Below are 20376 nucleotides of genomic sequence, written 5' to 3' on the forward strand. Positions count from 1 at the left end.
ATATTCTTAGCTTGTGAAAGATGTCTTAATTTTCGAAGTTTGATTGAAAAATTAGAGTAAGGCGTTCTATTAGCTTATTATGTAGTTGTTTTTCAGAAAGAATTTACGAAAGATAACACAGTGAAGTTGTAAATCAAAAATATACTAAAAATATTTCAATACCAGTTGACTACAATAGATGCAATCAGTTTTGTGATATTATGATGTAAGCAGTTACTAAAAAGGATGGATAAATATGCTTAAAATTGAAGAATATATTTCCATGCGAAAAAGAAAAGAGAAAATAAATGAATTCGATTTTACCAAACACTCGGATAACATGGGTAAGATTATTCAGTTCGTCTCTGAATATTTCAATGACTACCTGAATCCAGAAGATTATAATTATGAATTAATTAAGCTTCAACAGACAATTGAAAAATCGAAAAAAACGCTAATAAACCAATACCCAAATACACATGGTTTCATTGAGGAATATTATTTAAATAAGAAAAAAAGAATAGATACTTTTATAAAGAAAGTTTGTGATGCTCAAAAAGACATTGATATTTTCTATAAGGAAAATGAATTTTTAGAGATTGCAAAAGAAGTATCTTATAGATTATCGGACTGTGAACTTTCTGATGATGACTTTTCCAAAGTAGTACTAGCAGTTAAAGATTATTGGAAATATAATATTTCAAAACCAAATCGTTCGGAAATGAAAGGATTAGATAATAATATTGTAAAATGGGTAATGGATTCTTATAGAGAATTCGGGGTTAACATAGCAAGTTATGCTTTTAATATTGCCTGGAAATGGTCGGATAAGTATGTAGAGCATAAATATTCTAGGCAGTATGATGAACATTATTATATTAATAGTTATGATTATCGTTATCAAGACAACCCTTTTGATATAGAAGAAGAGTACGAAAAACATCAAGGTAAACCTTTTATACAGGGGAAGAGAGATTATTTTGAGATGTTGGTGATGTATTCTTGGCTTTTTGATGTTCTGGAGGATACGTCTTATTGGCCAGAATACGAAAAATTATGTGTGAAGACTCGAAATGTGGATTTGAAAACACAACGTAGAGTTTTGGTACCAATAAGTAATGGAAGCCAAAAATATCCGGAAGAAATACAAAGTGGAATAGAGTATATAGAATCAAAAAATGGATTAATAAAAAATAAACAAAAGGATCAATATATAATCTCTATTTTAAATGGAAAAACAACGGATAATATTTGGACAAATAATTCTGTAAAAGCTCAAGTAGTAAATAATATAAAGAAAACAGTTGAAAATTATGGGAAACCAAAACTAATTGAATTTAGATCTCCACTTAAATCTCCGGTTTTTGGTATGAAAGAATTAATAGATAAGTATTTAGAGATTGAAAAGGACTTAAAAACACTAGGAAAAATATCCATTGCTATCAAAACCAATTCTATTCGAACAAGTAAAGAACCAGTGGTTCATGATATGGATGATATCATGGAACTACATCATGTCGTTGAAAAAATGAAATTAAAATTAAAAATAATCATTGACCTTGTAGACAAAAATAATCGTAATGTTTTAAAAAAAGGAATGGAAGATTTAATTAATTCTCTTGCTTCAAAACCTAATAGTTTTATAGGATTTCATATAAATAAGATTGATGAATGGGGAAAAATATATGGTTTTACTGAACGAGGCTATAAGATTGATCGAAATTCCTGTCCATCATTTTCGGATTTTATGCTAGGTCTGTCTACAATATTACAAGGTACTACACCTAAACTTTTAATTCCTGAAAAAGTAAAATCGGATGTAGATTTGGAAAAACTTGTAGATACTTTATATAAATGTGGATGTGAATTTGAAAGTGGTGTAAACAATGGCTGATAATCCCCAGAAATATAATCTCGATAATATAGATGATGAAAAGAAGTTTACTAAGTGGGTAAGGTCGCTAAAATCAATTAAGGCTACAAATTTACATTCATTAATTCTTGAATATGACCGGATTGAAAAAAAGAGAGAAGAAAATAAGAAGTATAGCTATATTGAGGAACTTCCATTTAGTTTACAATTTGAAGAAAAGCAAAAAGTTAATTATGAAGACAGTCCAGATAAAACAATTTTAGACATACATGTTTCTCCTTTAAAAAGAAAAGTAGCATATACGGTTGTTAATAAGTTGCTAAAAGGTATTGAATTGTTAGGAGGACAAGTTTACACCGAACATGAAGGAGAGTATTATACAGAATTACGATTGTCTTATGTAAGTTGGAAAGTGACGCTTTTTGAAACAAAAGTAAGGGGTGATACAATAGGGGCGATGCAACCAGTATATAGAAAAAAGTATTCGGGAACCATACAGCTTGAATTAATTAATTTAGAAAATAAGAAGAAGTTAATCTATACTGATGAATTGGAAAGTCTACTTAACCAGCTTGAAGCAATTTTTTTAGATTTAAGGAAAGAATACTTGCCGGTTCGAGATAAAAAGCGTGAAGAAAGAAGAAAAAGAGAAGTAGAACAAGAATTAATAAGAGCCCGTCATGAAACTGAGAAACTTGCTAAAGAACAAGAAAAATTAAAAGCACAGATTGATGAAAATAGAAATGTTCTAAAAGAAGAGCTATTTGATCATATAGAGTATTTTGAGAAAATCAAAAAAGTAGAAAGATATCTTCACACTTTACAGTCGATACCTTGTGATGATGAAGAAAGTAAGAAAATCTTACAAGACTATGTTGAAAAAGTTCAAAGTTTATATAATCTGAACAAATTTACCAACATCATTGAATTGTGGAATTTAAAATTTGATTAGTATTTTGAATAATTCTCTTATGAAAGAAATACGCGAGGAGAAAATAGATTAATCCCAATTTTAGAAATTATTATCTGAGAAGGGTTTCATAATAGAAACGGTAATCTAAATTGTGTCTAGTTAATCGAACTGAGAATATAGTTCTTCCTAGATTTGAAGAATGGTAAACTGTCTTTGATAGTTGTTAAGCATTTGAGATGTATAGGTTATTATCACATAATATCTTTTGAAGGATTGTAGTTAAAAAGTTGTACGATTTGATAAGCAGGAGAACTTTAAAGAAGGTTCCCCTGCTTTATTTGCTGGTCCATTGATGATAATCTTTAGCATGCCACGTCCTAATTGTTCTTCTGGAAAACCACCCGATAGATATCTTGTAATGTCCAAAGTTATTGACATATTTATCTAATTTGTTATAATGAACAATGTCAAATACTTTAGACATAGGTGAAGCCATTGAAAAATAAAATTAAAGCAATAAGGAAGAAACTGGGGATAACACAAGAGCAACTCGCCAAGGAGTGTGGTGTTGTTAGACAAACAATAAATTGTATAGAGAATGATAAATATGATCCCACACTAGAGTTGGCATTCAAGTTATCAAAAACGTTAAAAGTAAAGGTAGATGAATTATTTATTTATGAGTAAATTTCATTCTAATTATATGATCACCATGAAAGATATTGTAAGGGAAGGAAATGAAATCCTCAATCAATCAACACAAGATGTGACAATGCCTTCATCTGAGGAAGATAAGGAAATATTAACTTGTATGATGAACTTTTTGAAAAATAGTCAAGATCCCGATTTATCTAAAAAATATAAATTGCGTGCAGGAGTTGGCTTATCAGCGAATCAGATTGGCTTGAATAAGCGTATGTTCGTAGCTTATTTAACCGATGAGAAGGGGAAGAAACATGAATATACGCTTATTAATCCAAAAATAATCAGTCATTCAGTTTCGATGATTTATTTATCACCTAGTGAAGGCTGTCTCTCTGTTGATCGGGATATAAAAGGATTTGTCCCAAGATATGAGCGGATAAAAGTGAAAGGGTTTAATTTAGAGGGAGAAGAAATCGTGTTGAAACTGAAAGGTTATTCCTCTATTGTCATTCAACATGAAATAGATCATCTAAATGGAATTATGTTTTATGAGCGTATTAATAAAGAAAATCCTTTTGAAATACCAGAAAACTGCAAAAGTTTGTACTAAAGTTCGCACATTAACTCGTATTCAAAGTTGTACGAGTAATGAGCTTTTGTTTCGACTGTTTTAGTTTAATCATTAAAAAAGTCAAAATCCAATTTTGAAACATTGTACAAGGGCATAATGAATGACAACAAATGTGCTATTCTGGAAAAAATAGAAAGTGGGGTGATGACAGATTTCTTGTTAAAACAACTATGCCACACACTGTCTAAGGTGTGGTACTGTTGCAAACTTTAGAAACATGTTTTGCCTAATTGTTGTTGACGGTAAGACATAATTATATTGCACTACTAGATAGAATAAATAAATTTTGACCAAGTTGAAGGTACTTTTTGAGATTGACGAAACTATTCTCTCCGTTCTGAAAAGATCATGTGTCATTGAACGAAAATCTCGTATTTGTATTTGAAATGGCATCTATGCCAGTTTAAGAAGAACTATGATTATTAAGTAGAGAAAAGGAAATGAGGGGAAGTTAATGTCTATACGAATTTTAAATGAGTCTGATGCTCAATTGTACCAAGAATTACGTTTAAGTGCATTAAAAATCAATCCTGAAGCATTTGGCTCAACTTATGAGAGAGAAGCTAAATTCACTCTCGAAACTGTAGCAGAACGATTAAAACCAAACGATAACAAATTTGTCTTGGGTGCTTTTGAGGATAAAAATTTATTAGTGGGAATTGTGACTTTTGTGCGTGAAAGTAGTCTTAAAATTGCTCATAAAGGGAATGTGTTTGGAATGTTTGTGAAGCCAGAAATGCGAGGACAAGGATTGGGGAAGTTGCTCCTGCTTGAACTGATAAAAAAGTCGAAAGATTGTATCGGTTTGGAACAAATAAATTTAACAGTGATATCCAGTAATAATCCTGCAAAGAATCTATATAGATCCATTGGATTCCAGATTTACGGAGTAGAAAAGAATGCATTAAAAGATAACGGGAAGTATTTTGACGAAGATTTAATGGTTTTAAAAGTTTAATTTTAATCTAGCGAAGGGTATTATTTTGACAAGAATGGAAGCACTTATTATGAAAATTTTCTTTGAATCTTACACTTTATTAACACTACAGTTTAACATCTAGAAAAAGAGGTGAATGATGATTTGATATCTAAACCTAGTAAAATAAAAACACTTTTTCTTTTAATGGTTTGTGTATTTATCGCTACGGCTGCATTTGGGTTAATTATCCCGATATTGCCCGATTTTATGGGGAAATTTAATACAAACGGACAAATGATGGGATTACTAGTAGCTACATACGGTATTATTCAGCTTTTTTTATCTCCAATTGCCGGACGTTTTGCTGATCGCTATGGTCGAAAAAGAATTATAGAGATTGGTTTAATTTGTCTTACTTTATCTCAATTAGTCTTTGCTTTTTCAGTTCATTTTTGGTTGCTTTTTTTAGGGAGGTTTTTAACAGGTATTGCAGTATCACTTTTAATTCCCGGTGCTATGGCATGTATTATTGATATAACGACAGAGGAAGAACGTGCTAAGGGGCTAAGTTTCCTTAATGCTTCCATATCATTTGGTTTTGTTATAGGGCCTGGAATTGGAGGTTTTCTAACAACGTATGGTTTATATGTACCTTTTTATTTTGCAACTGTTTTATCTTTTGTTTCCTTTTTACTGTCCTTTTTTTTACTTCCTGAAACGTTAGAAAAAAAGACGGAGATGTCGAAAGCGGACACCGTTTCACCCCAACCAATGGTACAGCAAATATTGCGCTCCATTCGGGTACCTTACGTTGTTCCGTTGCTTTTGGTATTTCTCTATAGTGTATCTTTATACATTTTTGAAGCAATTTTTGGACTGTTTGTTGACAAACAATTCGGCTATACGGCAAAGGATATTGCAATGGTAATTACAATTGCAGCATTTGTAAGTGTTATGGTGCAACTGTTATTAACGAATAAACTGGTTTCCCTCTTTGGTGAATCGAAGGTTATGAACGGAACAATGATAGCTGGTGGGGTTAGTTTTTTATTTCTCTTGTTCACCACACGCATTTGGAGTATCTTGCTGCTGACTTGTTTGCTTTATACATCTACTTCCATCCTGCGTCCAGTTATCAATACAGTGTTATCCAAATTGGCAGTAAATGAGCAAGGATTTATTGCGGGTATGAATAATGCATATGTAAGCCTAGGGAGTGTAGTTGGACCTATATTAGGGGGGATTTTATTTGATATTAACACTTATTTCCCTTATATAGTAGGAGTATTAGCCTTTTTGTCTGGTACAATGCTTTTAACATGGAAACATAGATCCCTTATATCAACATGATCTAAATCATGAGAACAAACTATTTAATAATAACTAATGGGGGATTTCAGTAATGTTCAAGATAAAGAAGATAAAAAAAGAAACAACCTTTTATAGATTAAAAGATGACGGACTTGTGAAAGCAAACGATCATCCAGATATTGATTTTGATCCTTTAGAGGAATAAGAACCCGATTATATAGAAGAAAAGGTGAAATTATTAGGAGTGATAGTATTGTCGAATTTTGAAGAAAATGTAAAGGGCATATTAAGACAAATAACTTCAAATCCATTAATTATTATGATGTGTGGTGTAGCGGGTTCGGGGAAGACTACATTCGCACAACGCCTGGAAACAGAAGGGTTTGTACGTCTTTCGATTGATGAAGAGATTTGGAAGGTTAATGGATGCTATGGAATAGACTATCCTGTTGAGAAATATGGCGATTATCAATTCGAAGCTGAAAGAAGGCTTCGTAATCAATTAATACGTCTAATTCAGGATAAACGAAAGGTTGTTATTGATTTTAGCTTTTGGCAAAAAGCCAAACGAGATGAATACAAACAGTTAATTGAAGAAGCTGGTGGTGAGTGGAAACTTGTTTATTTGAAAGTTAGTCCTGAAATTATTCGTAAACGTCTGAATGTACGGAGTAAAAGATTTGATGCAAATGCAGCTTTTCCAATCACTGATGATATTCTGACATCTTACCTAAACGGATTCGAAGTACCTTCATGCGAAGGAGAAGTAGTTATAAAGTAAATATAAAAAGTAATCTTTAATAGGACAAATTTATAAATATAAATATAGGTAAAAATATACTATTATGATTTTCAAAGATGATTCATTCATGTTTATAAGCGAAAATCTTTATTATGAAATTTATTTCTCTATATGACTTTTGTTTAAAAATTGAGTGGACGTAGTGGTCAAACCTTTAAACCTACAGTTGATAATTTTGTTATAATATTATATTATCATTTTATAAAATGATAATGATTGGAGAAGAATTTAATGAAAGGAAATGCCGATTTACTTCTTCATCCTGTGCGAATGCGAATTGTACAGCAATTGTTGCTAAACAAACCGCTGACGATTGCTCAACTTGTCGAGATACTTGGTGATGTTCCTCAAGCTACGTTATATCGTCATATCAATCTTTTACTCGAAGCAAATTTAATTGAAGTGATTGAAACAAAAAAGGTGAAAGGAACAGAAGAACGCAAATTCTCAGTCAAAATAGATAACTTGCAAATTCCTGAAAGCGAAATTGAAACGATCTCACAGGAGGATCATATCCGTCATTTTTCCGTATTCCACGGTAATTTACTTCAATTAGCAACGTCTTATTTGGCGAATACGTCCCCTAAACAGTATGAACAAGAAGGATTTAGCTATGCGTATGTACCTTTGCATCTGTCAGATGAAGAATTTAAGGAGCTTATCCAGTCCATTCATCAGGCGATTGAGAAAGTGGTCCACAACGAGATAACACCTGAACGAACCACTCGGATTTTTGCAAGCATGTTTATTCCGCAAGACTCACAAGAATTGTAGGGAGGTTTTGACATGCATTATGGTTATCACATTGGAATGGATGAAATTGGAGCTTGGTTACCATTACTTTTGCCGATCTTAATCTTACATCTGATCTTATTTTCTGTGGCATTATGGGATTTATTAAAAAGAGATCAAAGTGCGGATTATAAATGGTTTTGGGGTGCGGTGATTATATTGGTTAACATCATCGGCCCCATTTTATATTTTGTTTTAGGAAGGAGGCAACGCTCAGATGCACCTACTTCAAGTCAGTCAACTCCAAAAAAAGTACGGAAATCATGAAGTCGTTCAAAATGTTGATTTTCATATTAATCAAGGAGAATGTGTGGCTCTTCTCGGTCCGAACGGAGCAGGTAAAACAACGATCATTAAAATGATACTAGATATAAACAAACTTACAGGCGGAAAAATCTTGCTTAACGGAAAACGCCATGACCAAATGCGTAAATTTATTGGGTATTTACCACAACACCCTACTTTTTATCCATGGATGACGGGAAGAGAATTGCTTATATTTATGGGCGGACTTTCAAATATAGAAAGGGATATTTTGGAAGAAAGGATCAACGAATTGCTGAAGTTGGTTGGACTGAGTGAGGTAGAAAATCAGCTTATTGGCACCTATTCGGGAGGAATGAAACAGAGGTTAGGGATTGCACAAGCGCTTATCCATCAACCAAAATTACTGATTATGGATGAACCGGTTTCTGCATTGGATCCATTGGGACGCAGGGATATATTGGAATTGCTTAAAGTGATTAAACAGAAATCGACAATTCTTTTTTCAACGCATATTTTGCATGATGCTGAAGAACTTTGCGATAAGATGCTGATCATAAATAAAGGGCAATTACTTGTTAACGGATCCATTCATCAAATTATGGAACAGACTCAAAAACCAATCTTTATCATTCAGGCGCCTCGATTAAGCGAGTGGACACACCAGCTTGTGAATGAGGACATTGTTGAATCCATTGAGCTAACAGGAAATGCTGCCAAAGTGCGAGTGAAAAATATCGAGCAAGGAAGAGACTGGCTGTTGAGCAATATTTTAAATTTACATCTTCCGATTCAAAAGTTTGAATTGGTACAGGAAAGCTTGGAAGAAATCTTTTTAAGGATGGTGAAGTCATCATGAAACACTTCACTGTTCTGTTAAAGAGAGAGTGGTTGGATGCAAGGAGAAGTTACAAACTATTATGGTTGCCCATTGTTTTTATGTTTTTGGGCATCCTGCAACCTTTATCATCTTTTTATTTGCCAGAAATTTTAAAAATGGCTGGTGGACTGCCTGATGGAATGACGATCACATTACCAGAGTTAACGGCTAGTGAAGTATTAGCAAGTGCCTTAACCGATCAATTTGACCAAATGGGCTTAATCGTGATTGTAATGGCGACGATGGGCATCATCGCATCAGATAAAAATAATGGCATGTTAGCGTTTATTCTAACGCGCAATACGACAATTGTTGAATATTTGCTAAGTAAATTATTGGGGCATGCAGTCATGATTGCAGGTTCCATATTCATCGGATTTCTGTCAGCAGTATTTTATACTTTTTATTTATATCAAGCTGTTTCCGTGGTTAGGATTGCAGCAGGTTTGGGAGTTTATTACATTTGGTGCTTATTTATGTTGGCCTTTGTAATCACTATAGGTGCTTTATTGTCTAGAACACCGGCTATTGCATTGTTGTCTGTTTTTGTTCTCATCTTTTTGAAGACTGTTACTATGTTGGGGGGAGGCTTCCAAGTCTTAAATCCAGCGCATTTATCCAATCAAGCTGTTAGCATCATAACGTCAGGGAATGTGCTGCCTCACTTTTTCATCACAATGACGGTATCCGTATTACTTATTGTTTTCTGCTTATTATTTGCAACATCGTATTTATCCCGAAAGGAATTGCCTTCGATGTGATTTCCTTAATCGGGTTACCGGTTAAATAATCCTTGGATGATTGGTTATATAAATTGGAGGAGATTAAGATGAGTTTTCAAGTTGTGGCGGGTGATCGTGAATTACGACTGAATATTTCGGGATGGACAGCGGCTTTAACTTTGAGGAAGGAGATCAAAATCCCTTACACCTCCATTAAAGAAATTCGGGTGGGGAAATTTCATTTTCCATGGTCAGCGGCTATAAAGAGAACAGGTATCACAACATTTGGCTATAAAGCTGGAATATTTATGATTGAAGATAAAAAATACTTTTTAGCCTATCATAACCAAAATGAAGTCGTCATGCTTCAATTGAAGGGTTGTGAGTTTGATCATGTTGTATTTGAAAATGAAAACCCTAGACAATTGGTTCACGAAATGATGAGGAATTGCCCTTCAATCAATCTTATAGAAAACGCACATATGGAAGATGAAATATGATCGAAAACCTCTTTCCTATTCTAATTTTTACTGCATCATTAGGATCTGGGCTGATTGCAGGATTATTCTTTGCATTTTCGGCATTTGTCATGAAGGCTCTCTATCGGCTCCCTCCAGAGCAGGGAATTTCGGCTATGCAGTCCATAAATAGCGTTGTGCTAAATCGGCTATTCTTTACAGTATTTATGGGGACATCTCTTGTTTGTATCCTACTTGTGATTATTTCATTATTAAATTGGAAAGAACCGAATGCCATTTATATATTTGTTGGTAGTTTGTTTTATCTACTGGGAAGCTTGCTGGTTACGGCGGTATATAATGTTCCACTAAATAATGCATTAGCCAATGTAATAGCTACAGATGCAGAAAGTTTGGAGCTATGGAAAGAGTATTATTTAAAATGGACATCATGGAACCATGTTCGGACTATTTCAAGTTTAGCCTCATCAGCACTCTTCGTCTTCGTTCTTTGGCGAATTTAGACCAAAATGGAATGGGGGATGAGGTTTCATATGAGTTATCGTCAATTCTGATGATTGTTTCCCACTAACTCTATACAGGGAAAATATTAGCGATATAACTAAAGTGATGAGTATTCTAGTAAAAGGAGCGATATTTAAATGATAGAGTTTTCAACATTAGGAACATTTTTTGTAGTGGTTTTAGGTTTATTTTTGGTACCCGGTCCTGCGGTGCTTTTAACTTTGTCCAGCACCATACGAGGAGGCAGAAAAACAGGGATTCTAACAGGGCTAGGCATTGCAACAGGTGATTTCATACATACAATGTTTGCTGTTTTGGGGCTGTCTGCTATTTTGATGACTTCAGCTGCTGCATTTAATCTTGTCAAATATGCTGGGGCAGTTTATTTGATTTATATGGGGCTTAAAGCTATTGCAGAAAAGCCCAATAAACAAGACCTTCCTTCCGTCTCAAAGTCATCAAACCTTCAATCATACAGACAAGCCGTTTTGGCAGAGGTATTGAATCCAAAAACGGCTATTTTCTTTTTAGCTTTTCTGCCTCAATTTGTCCATCCTGAAAAGGGCACTGCGATAGTTCAATTCTTATTGCTAGGTTTGATATTTGTGATTATGAGTTGTCTTTACACTACCTTGATTGCTATCAGTGTTCGACTCATTGGCCGTTTGATGAAGAGAACTGCCAAACTTGGACAATGGAGTGGAAAATTTGCAGGTTTGATTTATATTTGGCTTGGTGTAAAAGTAGCTTTTCAACAGCGATAAAAAATCCGTATGTGATAATGCAAACTGCATTTCGCATACGGATTTTTAAATGTTATAATAATTTTTTCACTTTTTCTAGAAATCAATCTGCAGAAGTATGAATGATCAAAAGCACTACTTTAATCATAAAGGAACTTGCTTGACTTCATGTGATTCAAATGTGGCATGATTGGGAGGTACTCAAACCACTGATCGATAACCGACGAATAGTTCGTTATTTTCAAGCGATCGAAGTCTTGACGCCACGGTGTTCTAAAGTACGACTCACTTTGTACGTAGCTTTGCTCATCTATCTTAGAGTAAGGAAGCTTGTAGTCTGCACCTACAGCCTATCAATTGTCTTGCCGGTTGTTCTGGCTAGTGCTTGGGTCCGTCCATTTTCCATTACGTGCTCCGTTTCTCACTGGTGCATATACTGTGAATTGAGTATCTTCTTTCATTATGTTTAGCGCTAATGCTTTTCGGGGAAATTTACCACCGTATTGATCATGAACATAACTCCCATATTCCTCCCGGCCTGAACCCAAATTCCTGAAAGAGATCAATGAGATATCAATCCATTTTCTATACACTTTTCTACAGCTTGGTCACGATTGTTTACACCAAGTTTGGCGTACATTTCGGAAGCATAATTCCTAACTGTACCTTCAGATAGAAAAAGTCTAGCGGCAATGGTCTTGTAACGCATACCTTTGGCTAAATAGTGAATAATTTCAATTTCTCGAGATGTCAGTCCATAATCATTTTTGTCATGTTTACCAGCTGAAATATTTTGCTCCTTCAATTTTTCAAACACCTGATTAGCAATTTCATGGTAGATAATGGTATCTCCACGGTGAATGAAACGAAGGGTATCAATGAGCTCTTTTGCTTGAATAGACTTAAGTAAATAGCCATTTGCTCCTTTTTGCAGAGCCTCTACCGCTTGATCGATATTCTCAAAAGATGAAAGAATCACAATCTTGATCATGGGATTCTTCTCCTTTATCGCTTCCATGGCTTCTATTCCATTCATATTTGGCATATTTACATCCATAAGCACGATATCGGGCTGGTTTAGGCTACTTAATGATAAGGCATCTTCTCCAGATTCAGCAATACCGACAATTTGCAGTTGATTGTGACTCTCCAAAGTTGTCTTCAACCCATCCAAAATGCCAGGTTGATCATCTACTAAGATTACCTTGAGCGTCTCGGTATTAGCTTCGCTGTTTCTTGGAATAGTACAGATAATCACCGTTTCTTCCATATTGTCTGTATGTATGGATAAATTTCCTTGCAAAGCCTGCAATCTTTCTTTCATCGCACGTAAGCCAAAGCCGAGTTCAATTTTTTTCGCTTGTTCCAATACACCATTGTCTTCAACTTGCAAGCGTAGCTCCAAGCTGTCGAAGTATAAAGATACTTTAATTTCACTTGCTTGCCCATGTCTAACAGCGTTCGTTAATGTTTCCTGAATGCAACGAATAATCGTTAATTTAACTTCCTTTGATAAGTTGTATTCATCTCCAAAATATCGAAATTTAACAGACGTATCCGTACTTTCCATAAATTTGTCAATTAACTGTTTTACATATTGAACAAGTGATAAATTCATTGCGGATGGTTCCAACTGATGTACAAGCTTTCGCATGTCTTGTAAACCGTCACGTGCCGTGTTCAGTAAAACGTTCAGTTTATGTCCAACCTTTTCATCCGCCAACGAAGAATGGATTGTCTCCATACCCATGATCATCGTGGTAAACGTATGACCGACCGTATCATGCAACTCCCGCGATAAACGATTACGCTCCTCCTGCAGAGTAAGTTGTTCCACCTCGTATACATATTGTTCAAGCACACTGTTTTGCTTATGGATGATCAAGCTTTGCTTATGGTTGGTCACAAGTAATTGAAAAGCATAACCAAGTCCAAATGCTACACCATAATTCGATATTAAACGAAGAAAAGTGTCAGTCAAAGATTGATCGGTTACCATTCCGATGATAAAAGGAATGACCACAATAGTTAAAGGTCCGGACCAAATATAGACTCTTAGGATACTGTAAAACCCTATCACAAAAGCAATCGGGATAAACTGCCATAATGCATCATGAAGAAGGAATGTCAAAAAAATGCAATAGCTTCCAGAAATGATGATCTCCGTAAGTATGAAGTATTTTCTAAAAAATTGCTGAATTAAAAATGGAATTGAAAAGACAATGAAAGGCAATCCAAACAGAATCCAAAACGGAAATGATAAAATACTATGAAATTCCCACAAGCCGATTAGGACAGAGAGTAACCAAATGGAGCGAACAGCAAATACCATCCAGTCATACCAGTACCACTTTTTGATGATGTCATACATAATAGAACCCCGCTTATTTAATGATGTGACTATCACTATTTTACTACAAGGTATTATGAATATCAGTCATGAAAAACAAATGACAAAATGTCACTATGCCTTATGACGTGAAATACGGATAATGAAATAAGTATTGGACAGTGAGGAATCTAATGCTACTTCATTATTAAAAGAAAAGGTGGTTTTCTGTATGAAAATGCTTATCTCAAATTTTAAAAATTTTGTGTATTTGCTCCTTTGGTTTTTCATTGGCTTCTTATATTTTGCTTTTTATTTAATAAGCGTAACATTTTCCGTTGGAGTAAGTTTTACAGTTGTTGGTATTCCGATTTTAGCAGGAGTTTTTCGGACGATTCCTTTTTTTCTGGATTTGGATCGAAAAATAGCAGAAAAATATGCGCATATAAATATCCCTAGCTTAAAATGGGATCCACAAGATAAAGTGACAAAGGAAATTTCAGACAAAAGAAAATGGTTTGCTGTGGGGATCATGATTTTTCCAAGATTTATTCTAGGTTTCTTCACTTTTATTGCTGCTTTTGTCTGTTATTTACTGCCAATCGCTATGATTTTATCTCCTTATTTGTATAGATTATTTGATATGACCGTGATGATGATTGCGATTAATACATTACCACGTGCTATAGTAGCTTGCATAGCAGGAATCATTTTATTGTTATTGTTACCCCGTTTGGCGGAAAGAATTGTAAAGTGGGCAGGGAGTTATACAGAGAATATATTGGAAACGATTCGAAGCTGGCGATAAGCGTTTTATGATCGTATGTAATAAAGGAGGACAAGGCTTTACTATAGGTAGTGAATTTATCAAATGGAGATTAAAAAAATCTAAACCTCCGTTTCTCCCTTTAAAAAAGGATTTTATAAGGGGACATTAATTTTGCTTTTTTTTAAGCTACGATATATCAAAAACATCTTGGATAATTATGAAATCATTATAGCAGTAATGTCACAACAAACAGCATCTAGCAAAATATCAATTTTTATGCCCAACTGGTTGATTATCAGTTGGGCCTTATATGTTTTTTAAAAAATAAAGTTACTGATATTTTTGGCATTTTATAAAAAATTTTGTTGAAGGTTATGAAAGGGGAAATCATCACCCACCTTTGCAGTTGCGAAGGGAGAGGAAATGCATGATAGAACCAAATCGAACCGAGTGGCAGGTTTGCTGTGCATTTAACGCTTTTTGTAAACGTGTGTTGAAGAATGAAGCAATCAATATTTACAACGAGAGACGACAACAACAAGCAAAGGAGATGACATTTTCTGACCTCACACCACAAGAAGAAAACCAACTCTTTACCTTAGATAAGCAATATGAAGGAGAAGATGAGCAAAGTTTTCAAGTGGTTGGAAAGAAAATCACTCCGAAGTTACTTTCTGAAGCAATGCGTACCTTGCCAAATGAAAAGCGTATCACTGTCCTATTATACTATTTTTTTCAACTGTCTGATGTGGAAATTGGTCAACTGCTCGATATTCCACGCAGTACAGTTCAGTATAGACGGACAAGCTCTTTTGAACGGTTAAAACGGTTTTTGGAGGAACATGCAGATGAATGGGATGATTAATTCTAATACTAAAAATAACGAACGTGGCTTATTACCATATCCAATTATTATAGCTGCAAATAAGGGTGAGCCAGAAGCAATGAAAGTAGTTGTTTTGCATTATGGAAGCTATATGACAAGCCTATCCATGCGTAAGCTTCATGATGAGCAAGGAAATACTTATTGGGGCATCGATGAAGATACACGCGAAAGCTTACGAGCGAAGCTTATGCAATCTGTTTTAGCTTTCAAAATTTGAGTACAGAATGGTTAGGTTTTCCCTTTCAATAATCATAATTTGTTCTTTGACAAAGAAAGCACGGAAGATAACGCTGTGCAGTATAAACAAAAAAATCAGATACGTTTTACTGATGACGAGCCACTTGATTCACACGCCATGACTCCCAATAGGGACGAGCGATAATCCATGAATCTAACGCAATCGTGGTGGATTGCTGGCGATAACTCATCAGTATGGATAATGATACTCCCCTATCGTCATGGTTCGAGCGTTTGAAGCGTCGCAAGCTATGAGTAGGGCTGGAAGAAATACTTGCAGGGGTGAAATTCCCGTGGAGCTGTACCAACAGTCGTCTGATTTTTTAAAAATAGTGAAGTAAATTAGAGAATCGTTGTTTCTAGTATGTATTCCTCTGTTAGAGAAAAGGGAGGTATATGTTAATGAAGGAACTGATTACAAAAGATGATTTAATTCAACTTGGGTATCCTAAATATACTTCGATACGAATTATTAGACAAGCCAAACAAATCATGGTACAAAAAGGGTATCCATTTTATAATAATAAGCGCTTAGGGCGTGTACCAAAAATGACAGTCGAATCGATTCTAGGGTGTGAACTAGAATTGGAGGAAGACGGTCATGGCTAAAACCAAATATGCAGGGGTCTATATTGATAACAATGGACAATACTTCTATGAAACGGAATTAGGAACAGATCGCATTACTGGAAAGCGACTTCGTAAAAAGGGACGTACAAATCAACAAGGAAGAAAGTTTACTTCTGCTTTACAAGCTTATAAAGAATTGGTACGGGTGAAAAACGAATACCATCAAGCAAATGGTTATGGAAATTATCATATGACGTATGGTCAATTCATGGACACTGTGTACATTCCAGCTTATGAAACAGAAGTGGAAGAAAGTACTTTTTATGTTCGTAAACGAACGTTAGAAAGTATGAGAGATCGCTTTTCAAACATTGAGCTTCGTTCCTTAGCAGTAGAAGATGTCCAACGGTATCGAACCTGGTTACTTTCTGATAAAGGAGCCGGATATTCTCAGGCATATGCAAGTTTGGTATTTGGTATGTTTCGTAAAAGTCTAGATATGGCAGTTGATATGCAATATCTAGAAGTAAATGTATCTAAAAAGGTGAAAGCCATTCCTAAAGGAAAAGCAGTTGTTCCTTATTGGACAAAAACGGAATTTGAGAAGGTTATTTCTACTATTTGTCTGGATGATTTTTATGAACACTTATGTTTTGTGATGTTGTGGACGTATTTCATGACAGGAATACGAGTTAGTGAGGGAACGGCCTTATGGTGGGATGATGTAGATTTTAAAAATAAACGGCTTCGCGTTCACCATTCCTTGTATTTACGAAATAAAAGTAATTGGACACGAAAAAATTATACTAAAACAGAGGATGGCAAACGGATCATCTCTTTGGATGAAGATACAATACAAGTGTTGCAAGAATGGAAACGGCGACAGTCAAAAATAGGGATTGACGATTTCGTTTTTAGTTATGATGGAATGCCAATGATTAAATCGACGCTTGCTAGAATTATTCAACGGTATGCAAAACTGGCAAATGTTCATCGTATTCAAGCTAAAGGGCTCCGACATTCGCATGCGTCTTATCTCATTAATGAATTTAACGTTTCTGTTTTGATTTTATCAAAGCGTATGGGACATTCGAGTCCAGAAATTACGTTAAAGCATTATTCACATATGTGGTCTGGAGTAGATGAACTGATTGCGGAAGAGATGACAGGTAACATTAATATACGAACAGCAGAAAAATCAGGTATATCATTTAATGGTAATCAAGCAGTAAAAAAATAAGTTCCGCCAGAATCCCCGCCAAAACAATTTAAAGGTGCGATAAACGTTGATTTAACAATGTTTTGACGTCACCTGCAAACTTGGAGTGGGAGTAGTAGAAGGAGAGCTGAAACCCCTTTGTTTATAAGGGTTTCGGCTCTTTACTCTATTTTCGTTGCATTGTTATTGCATTATTTGTTTTTAAACCTTTACGTAGGTAACGAGCAGTGAATTGATTCTTGGGTGAAGTATCTTCATTTTCTGTTGCTGTTTGGTAAGACATAATACCTTCTAATTTATAGGCTACTTCAAAGTTACTGTTTGGATACAAATGTCCGTAAGTGCCGAGTGTCGTTTCAATATCTTCATGCCCTAGGCGGTCTTTAATGATTAATGGGTTTTCGCCCATACTAATAAGCAAAGAAGCGTGAGAATGTCTTAAAGCATGTAATCTAATTCGATGAACCCCAGCTTTTTTTGAAAAACGTGTAATGGCATTCGCTAACGTATGCTTTTGTGTGGGGATACCATTATAGCTCATTACAAAATTGGTTTGAACGACAGATTGCTGCACGTCCTTCCATTCGCGGAGTAACGTTAATGTATCTCCATCTAATGCAATATGACGAACACTAGCCTTTGTTTTTGGTTCTACAAAAGAATAATTATCCAAATTCTTATAGTAAAGTGTTTTATCGATATATAACAGACCTTTGTCAAAGTCAATATCTTCCCATTGAACCGCAGTGGCTTCTCCAATTCGCATGCCTGTCATAAATAAAAACCACAATGAAATAAATAAAAAATGTTGATAATAATCTTCTTTATAGAAAAGAGAGATGACTTTTTCAAATTCCTCTTTTGTCCAAAAGTCTATTTTTGTCTTTGTTTTCTTCACATTACCTACAATTTTTGATGGATTATTTTCAGCTAACCCTAAAACAACAGCTCGATCCATTGCCATAGAAAACAACCCTTGAACATTTCTAATATAAGAAGAACGATACTTCTTTTTAGATAACGCTAATTGCAATTTTTGAACATGAATCGGGGTAATTTCTGTTGTGATTAAGTTATTAAAAAAAGTGAAATGTTTTCTTACAGTTGGTAATCGATTATCGTACGTTCTTCCTTTTACTTGTGTTTTATACCAAGGTAAGAAAATATCTTCAATAAAATGTTGGAATAAAACGTCATCTTGCTTTTCTTCTAATGCGTCTGACTTTGTAAGCAGTAACCTCGAATATTCTTCCCTTGCTTCTTTTTTTGTCTTAAAACCACTGCGGTACTTCTGAATTTGCTTGCCAGTGATGGGGTGATATCCTAAATTTGCCCTAAAATAATAAGTTCCGTTCTTTGCCTTTTTTACGATATCTTTAGTCATGATTTCACTCCTTACGCAATTAGTGCAAGAAGTACAAATCACACATCTAAAGTTATCCCTAATACTTCTTCAACAGCTTCTTTAGGAACACGATCTAACTTTTTAGATTGATAATACGCATGTCCTTTTGAAATCATTAGTTTTTTACATTCTCTAATGATATCAGCTGAAAAAGAGGGACCATAACCTAGTGCTATTAAGTCTTTTTTAGTGACTGTGACCATATGAACTCCTTTCCATAGACTAGGATATGCTATTTGATATCTGTCTATTATTATATCGCTTCTATAAAACTAATTCTAATATGTTGCGTGAATTTGGCTCTTGCACTAAAATAAAAAGGATTTAATGTCATAACTTGATAGTTACTTTAACCTATCTTGCTAAATTGAATATAAAAAATCAGACGGCTGCTGGTGCAGCTCCACGGGAATTTCACCCCTGCAAGTATTTCTTCCAGCCCTACTCATAGCTTGCGACGGTTCAAACGCTCGAACCATGACGATAGGGGAGTATCATTATCCTAACTAATGAGTTATCGCTAGCAATCCACCACGATTACATTAGATTCATAGATTATCGCTCGTTTCTAACGAAAGTCATGGCGTATGAATCAATTGGCTCATCATCAGTAGAACGTATCTGATTTTTTGCTTATACTGCACGGCGTAATCTTCCGTGCTTTCTTTGTCAAAGAACAAATATATGATGAATGAAAGGGAAAACCTAACCATTCTGTATTCAAATTTTGAAAGTTAAAACAGATTGCATAAGCTTCGCTCGTAAGCGTTCGCGTGTATCTTCGTCGATGCCCCAATAAGTGTTTCCTTGTTCATTACGGAGCTTACGCATGGATAGGCTTGTCATATAGCTTCCATAATGTAGAACAACTACTTTCATTGCTTCTAGCTCACCCTTATTTGCAGCTAAAATGATTGGATACGGCAAAAAGCCACGCTCATTGATTTCCGTATTAGTATTAATCATCCCATTCATCTGCATGCTCCTCCAAAAAACGTCTTGATGATTTCCCCTTTCATTACCTTCAACAAGTTTTTTTGTAAAATGCCAAAAATCAGAGAAAAAGTTTTTAAAAAACAATAACCCAACTGAATATTAACAGTTAGGTAGAATCATTTTTAATATTTAATATTAAGGACCAAAACAAGAAATACTTTAAATGTCAAACTCTATTTTATTACAATTCACATAAAAACTGATCGAACATAATAATGAATAATACAAAATAAAGTTTTTTAAATCGTGGTATTAATAGAACAATTTTTGAAAAAATCGATCAAAATATAATAAAAACCTGGTTTTAGCTATTTTCAATTAATGCACTTACTATTGGCTATATTATTTAATATTTCTTAAGCCTTACGATAAACATTATTCTACTTGAACACCTTTAATTTGATACTATTTTCCGATTAACCAATTTCTTTAACCCCACCATTATACTTATAAATGATAATAATTTCTGATTTTTGGAAAGTGGATGATGACCTTCGTATATTTCCCG

The 20376-nt window shown here is 34.6% G+C and carries 23 protein-coding genes; 19 read left to right on the forward strand and 4 right to left on the reverse strand.

Annotation, left to right across the window (positions count from 1 at the left end):
• Positions 1-235: 235 nt before the first annotated feature.
• The 14 genes from SPD53_RS10920 (at position 236) to SPD53_RS10985 (ending at position 11478) form a co-directional block, all read left to right on the forward strand.
• Complete coding sequence (locus tag SPD53_RS10920) at positions 236-1873, forward strand: hypothetical protein (RefSeq protein WP_336252562.1); 1638 nt, start codon at positions 236-238, stop codon at positions 1871-1873.
• Entirely contained in the window at positions 1866-2804 is a 939-nt protein-coding gene (locus tag SPD53_RS10925; RefSeq protein ID WP_336252563.1) for a hypothetical protein, read from the forward strand. Before SPD53_RS10920 ends, SPD53_RS10925 begins: the two co-directional genes overlap by 8 nt.
• Before the next feature lie 456 nt (positions 2805-3260).
• Complete coding sequence (locus SPD53_RS10930) at positions 3261-3452, forward strand: helix-turn-helix transcriptional regulator (RefSeq protein WP_216484438.1); 192 nt, start codon at positions 3261-3263, stop codon at positions 3450-3452.
• A complete protein-coding gene (def, locus tag SPD53_RS10935; RefSeq protein WP_336252564.1) occupies positions 3445-4020 on the forward strand; it encodes a peptide deformylase in 576 nt (191 codons plus the stop codon). The genes SPD53_RS10930 and def overlap by 8 nt, the downstream gene beginning before the upstream one ends.
• A gap of 475 nt (positions 4021-4495) precedes the next feature.
• Positions 4496-4999, forward strand: a complete 504-nt coding sequence (locus tag SPD53_RS10940; protein WP_336252565.1) for a GNAT family N-acetyltransferase — start codon at positions 4496-4498, stop codon at positions 4997-4999.
• A gap of 111 nt (positions 5000-5110) precedes the next feature.
• Positions 5111-6310 (forward strand): MFS transporter, encoded by a 1200-nt coding sequence (locus SPD53_RS10945; RefSeq protein ID WP_336252566.1) that lies wholly within the window; start codon positions 5111-5113, stop codon positions 6308-6310.
• Positions 6311-6524: 214 nt separating this feature from the next.
• On the forward strand, positions 6525-7052 hold the full coding sequence (locus SPD53_RS10950; protein ID WP_442946239.1) for an AAA family ATPase: 528 nt from the start codon (positions 6525-6527) through the stop codon (positions 7050-7052).
• 252 nt (positions 7053-7304) lie between these two features.
• Positions 7305-7847 carry a helix-turn-helix domain-containing protein gene (locus SPD53_RS10955; protein WP_212967448.1) on the forward strand — a complete coding sequence of 181 codons (543 nt, stop codon included), beginning with the start codon at positions 7305-7307 and terminating at the stop codon, positions 7845-7847.
• Between the two features lie 12 nt (positions 7848-7859).
• Positions 7860-8132, forward strand: coding sequence for a PLD nuclease N-terminal domain-containing protein (locus SPD53_RS10960; protein ID WP_244707341.1), 273 nt, complete (start codon positions 7860-7862; stop codon positions 8130-8132).
• Positions 8083-8988, forward strand: coding sequence for an ABC transporter ATP-binding protein (locus tag SPD53_RS10965; protein WP_336252567.1), 906 nt, complete (start codon positions 8083-8085; stop codon positions 8986-8988). Before SPD53_RS10960 ends, SPD53_RS10965 begins: the two co-directional genes overlap by 50 nt.
• Positions 8985-9770, forward strand: a complete 786-nt coding sequence (locus SPD53_RS10970; protein ID WP_213020713.1) for an ABC transporter permease — start codon at positions 8985-8987, stop codon at positions 9768-9770. The genes SPD53_RS10965 and SPD53_RS10970 overlap by 4 nt, the downstream gene beginning before the upstream one ends.
• 68 nt (positions 9771-9838) lie before the next feature.
• Positions 9839-10231: a hypothetical protein gene (locus SPD53_RS10975; protein ID WP_336252568.1), complete on the forward strand. Its 393-nt coding sequence runs from the start codon at positions 9839-9841 to the stop codon at positions 10229-10231.
• The gene (locus SPD53_RS10980; RefSeq protein ID WP_336252569.1) at positions 10228-10713 is read left to right on the forward strand and encodes an anthrone oxygenase family protein; all 486 of its coding nucleotides are present in this window, start codon (positions 10228-10230) and stop codon (positions 10711-10713) included. Before SPD53_RS10975 ends, SPD53_RS10980 begins: the two co-directional genes overlap by 4 nt.
• A 138-nt stretch (positions 10714-10851) precedes the next feature.
• Positions 10852-11478: a LysE family translocator gene (locus SPD53_RS10985; protein ID WP_077604222.1), complete on the forward strand. Its 627-nt coding sequence runs from the start codon at positions 10852-10854 to the stop codon at positions 11476-11478.
• 541 nt (positions 11479-12019) lie between these two features.
• On the opposite strand, the gene SPD53_RS10990 is transcribed toward SPD53_RS10985, so the two are convergent.
• On the reverse strand, positions 12020-13828 hold the full coding sequence (locus tag SPD53_RS10990) for a hybrid sensor histidine kinase/response regulator transcription factor (RefSeq protein ID WP_336252570.1): 1809 nt from the start codon (positions 13826-13828) through the stop codon (positions 12020-12022).
• A gap of 190 nt (positions 13829-14018) precedes the next feature.
• On the opposite strand from SPD53_RS10990, the gene SPD53_RS10995 reads away from it, so the two are divergent.
• The 5 genes from SPD53_RS10995 (at position 14019) to SPD53_RS11015 (ending at position 17488) form a co-directional block, all read left to right on the forward strand.
• Entirely contained in the window at positions 14019-14594 is a 576-nt protein-coding gene (locus SPD53_RS10995) for a sensor domain-containing protein (RefSeq protein ID WP_336252571.1), read from the forward strand.
• Between the two features lie 388 nt (positions 14595-14982).
• Complete coding sequence (locus SPD53_RS11000) at positions 14983-15420, forward strand: RNA polymerase sigma factor (protein ID WP_336252572.1); 438 nt, start codon at positions 14983-14985, stop codon at positions 15418-15420.
• Positions 15404-15658 carry a helix-turn-helix domain-containing protein gene (locus SPD53_RS11005; protein ID WP_336252573.1) on the forward strand — a complete coding sequence of 85 codons (255 nt, stop codon included), beginning with the start codon at positions 15404-15406 and terminating at the stop codon, positions 15656-15658. Before SPD53_RS11000 ends, SPD53_RS11005 begins: the two co-directional genes overlap by 17 nt.
• Before the next feature lie 422 nt (positions 15659-16080).
• Entirely contained in the window at positions 16081-16287 is a 207-nt protein-coding gene (locus SPD53_RS11010) for a DUF3173 domain-containing protein (protein ID WP_336252574.1), read from the forward strand.
• The gene (locus SPD53_RS11015) at positions 16280-17488 is read left to right on the forward strand and encodes a tyrosine-type recombinase/integrase (RefSeq protein WP_336252575.1); all 1209 of its coding nucleotides are present in this window, start codon (positions 16280-16282) and stop codon (positions 17486-17488) included. Before SPD53_RS11010 ends, SPD53_RS11015 begins: the two co-directional genes overlap by 8 nt.
• 145 nt (positions 17489-17633) lie before the next feature.
• Here the strand turns inward: SPD53_RS11015 and SPD53_RS11020 are convergent, their stop codons facing one another.
• From SPD53_RS11020 to SPD53_RS11030, 3 genes are all read right to left on the reverse strand, one after another.
• A complete protein-coding gene (locus SPD53_RS11020; RefSeq protein ID WP_336252576.1) occupies positions 17634-18851 on the reverse strand; it encodes a tyrosine-type recombinase/integrase in 1218 nt (405 codons plus the stop codon).
• A 38-nt stretch (positions 18852-18889) separates the two neighbouring features.
• The gene (locus SPD53_RS11025) at positions 18890-19075 is read right to left on the reverse strand and encodes a DUF3173 domain-containing protein (protein WP_017795842.1); all 186 of its coding nucleotides are present in this window, start codon (positions 19073-19075) and stop codon (positions 18890-18892) included.
• Positions 19076-19592: 517 nt separating this feature from the next.
• Positions 19593-19847 carry a helix-turn-helix domain-containing protein gene (locus tag SPD53_RS11030; protein WP_336252577.1) on the reverse strand — a complete coding sequence of 85 codons (255 nt, stop codon included), beginning with the start codon at positions 19845-19847 and terminating at the stop codon, positions 19593-19595.
• Positions 19848-20376: the final 529 nt, after the last annotated feature.

The organism is Oceanobacillus sp. MO10714A (assembly GCF_037072045.1).
Taxonomy (GTDB): Bacteria; Bacillota; Bacilli; order Bacillales; family Amphibacillaceae; genus Oceanobacillus; species Oceanobacillus indicireducens.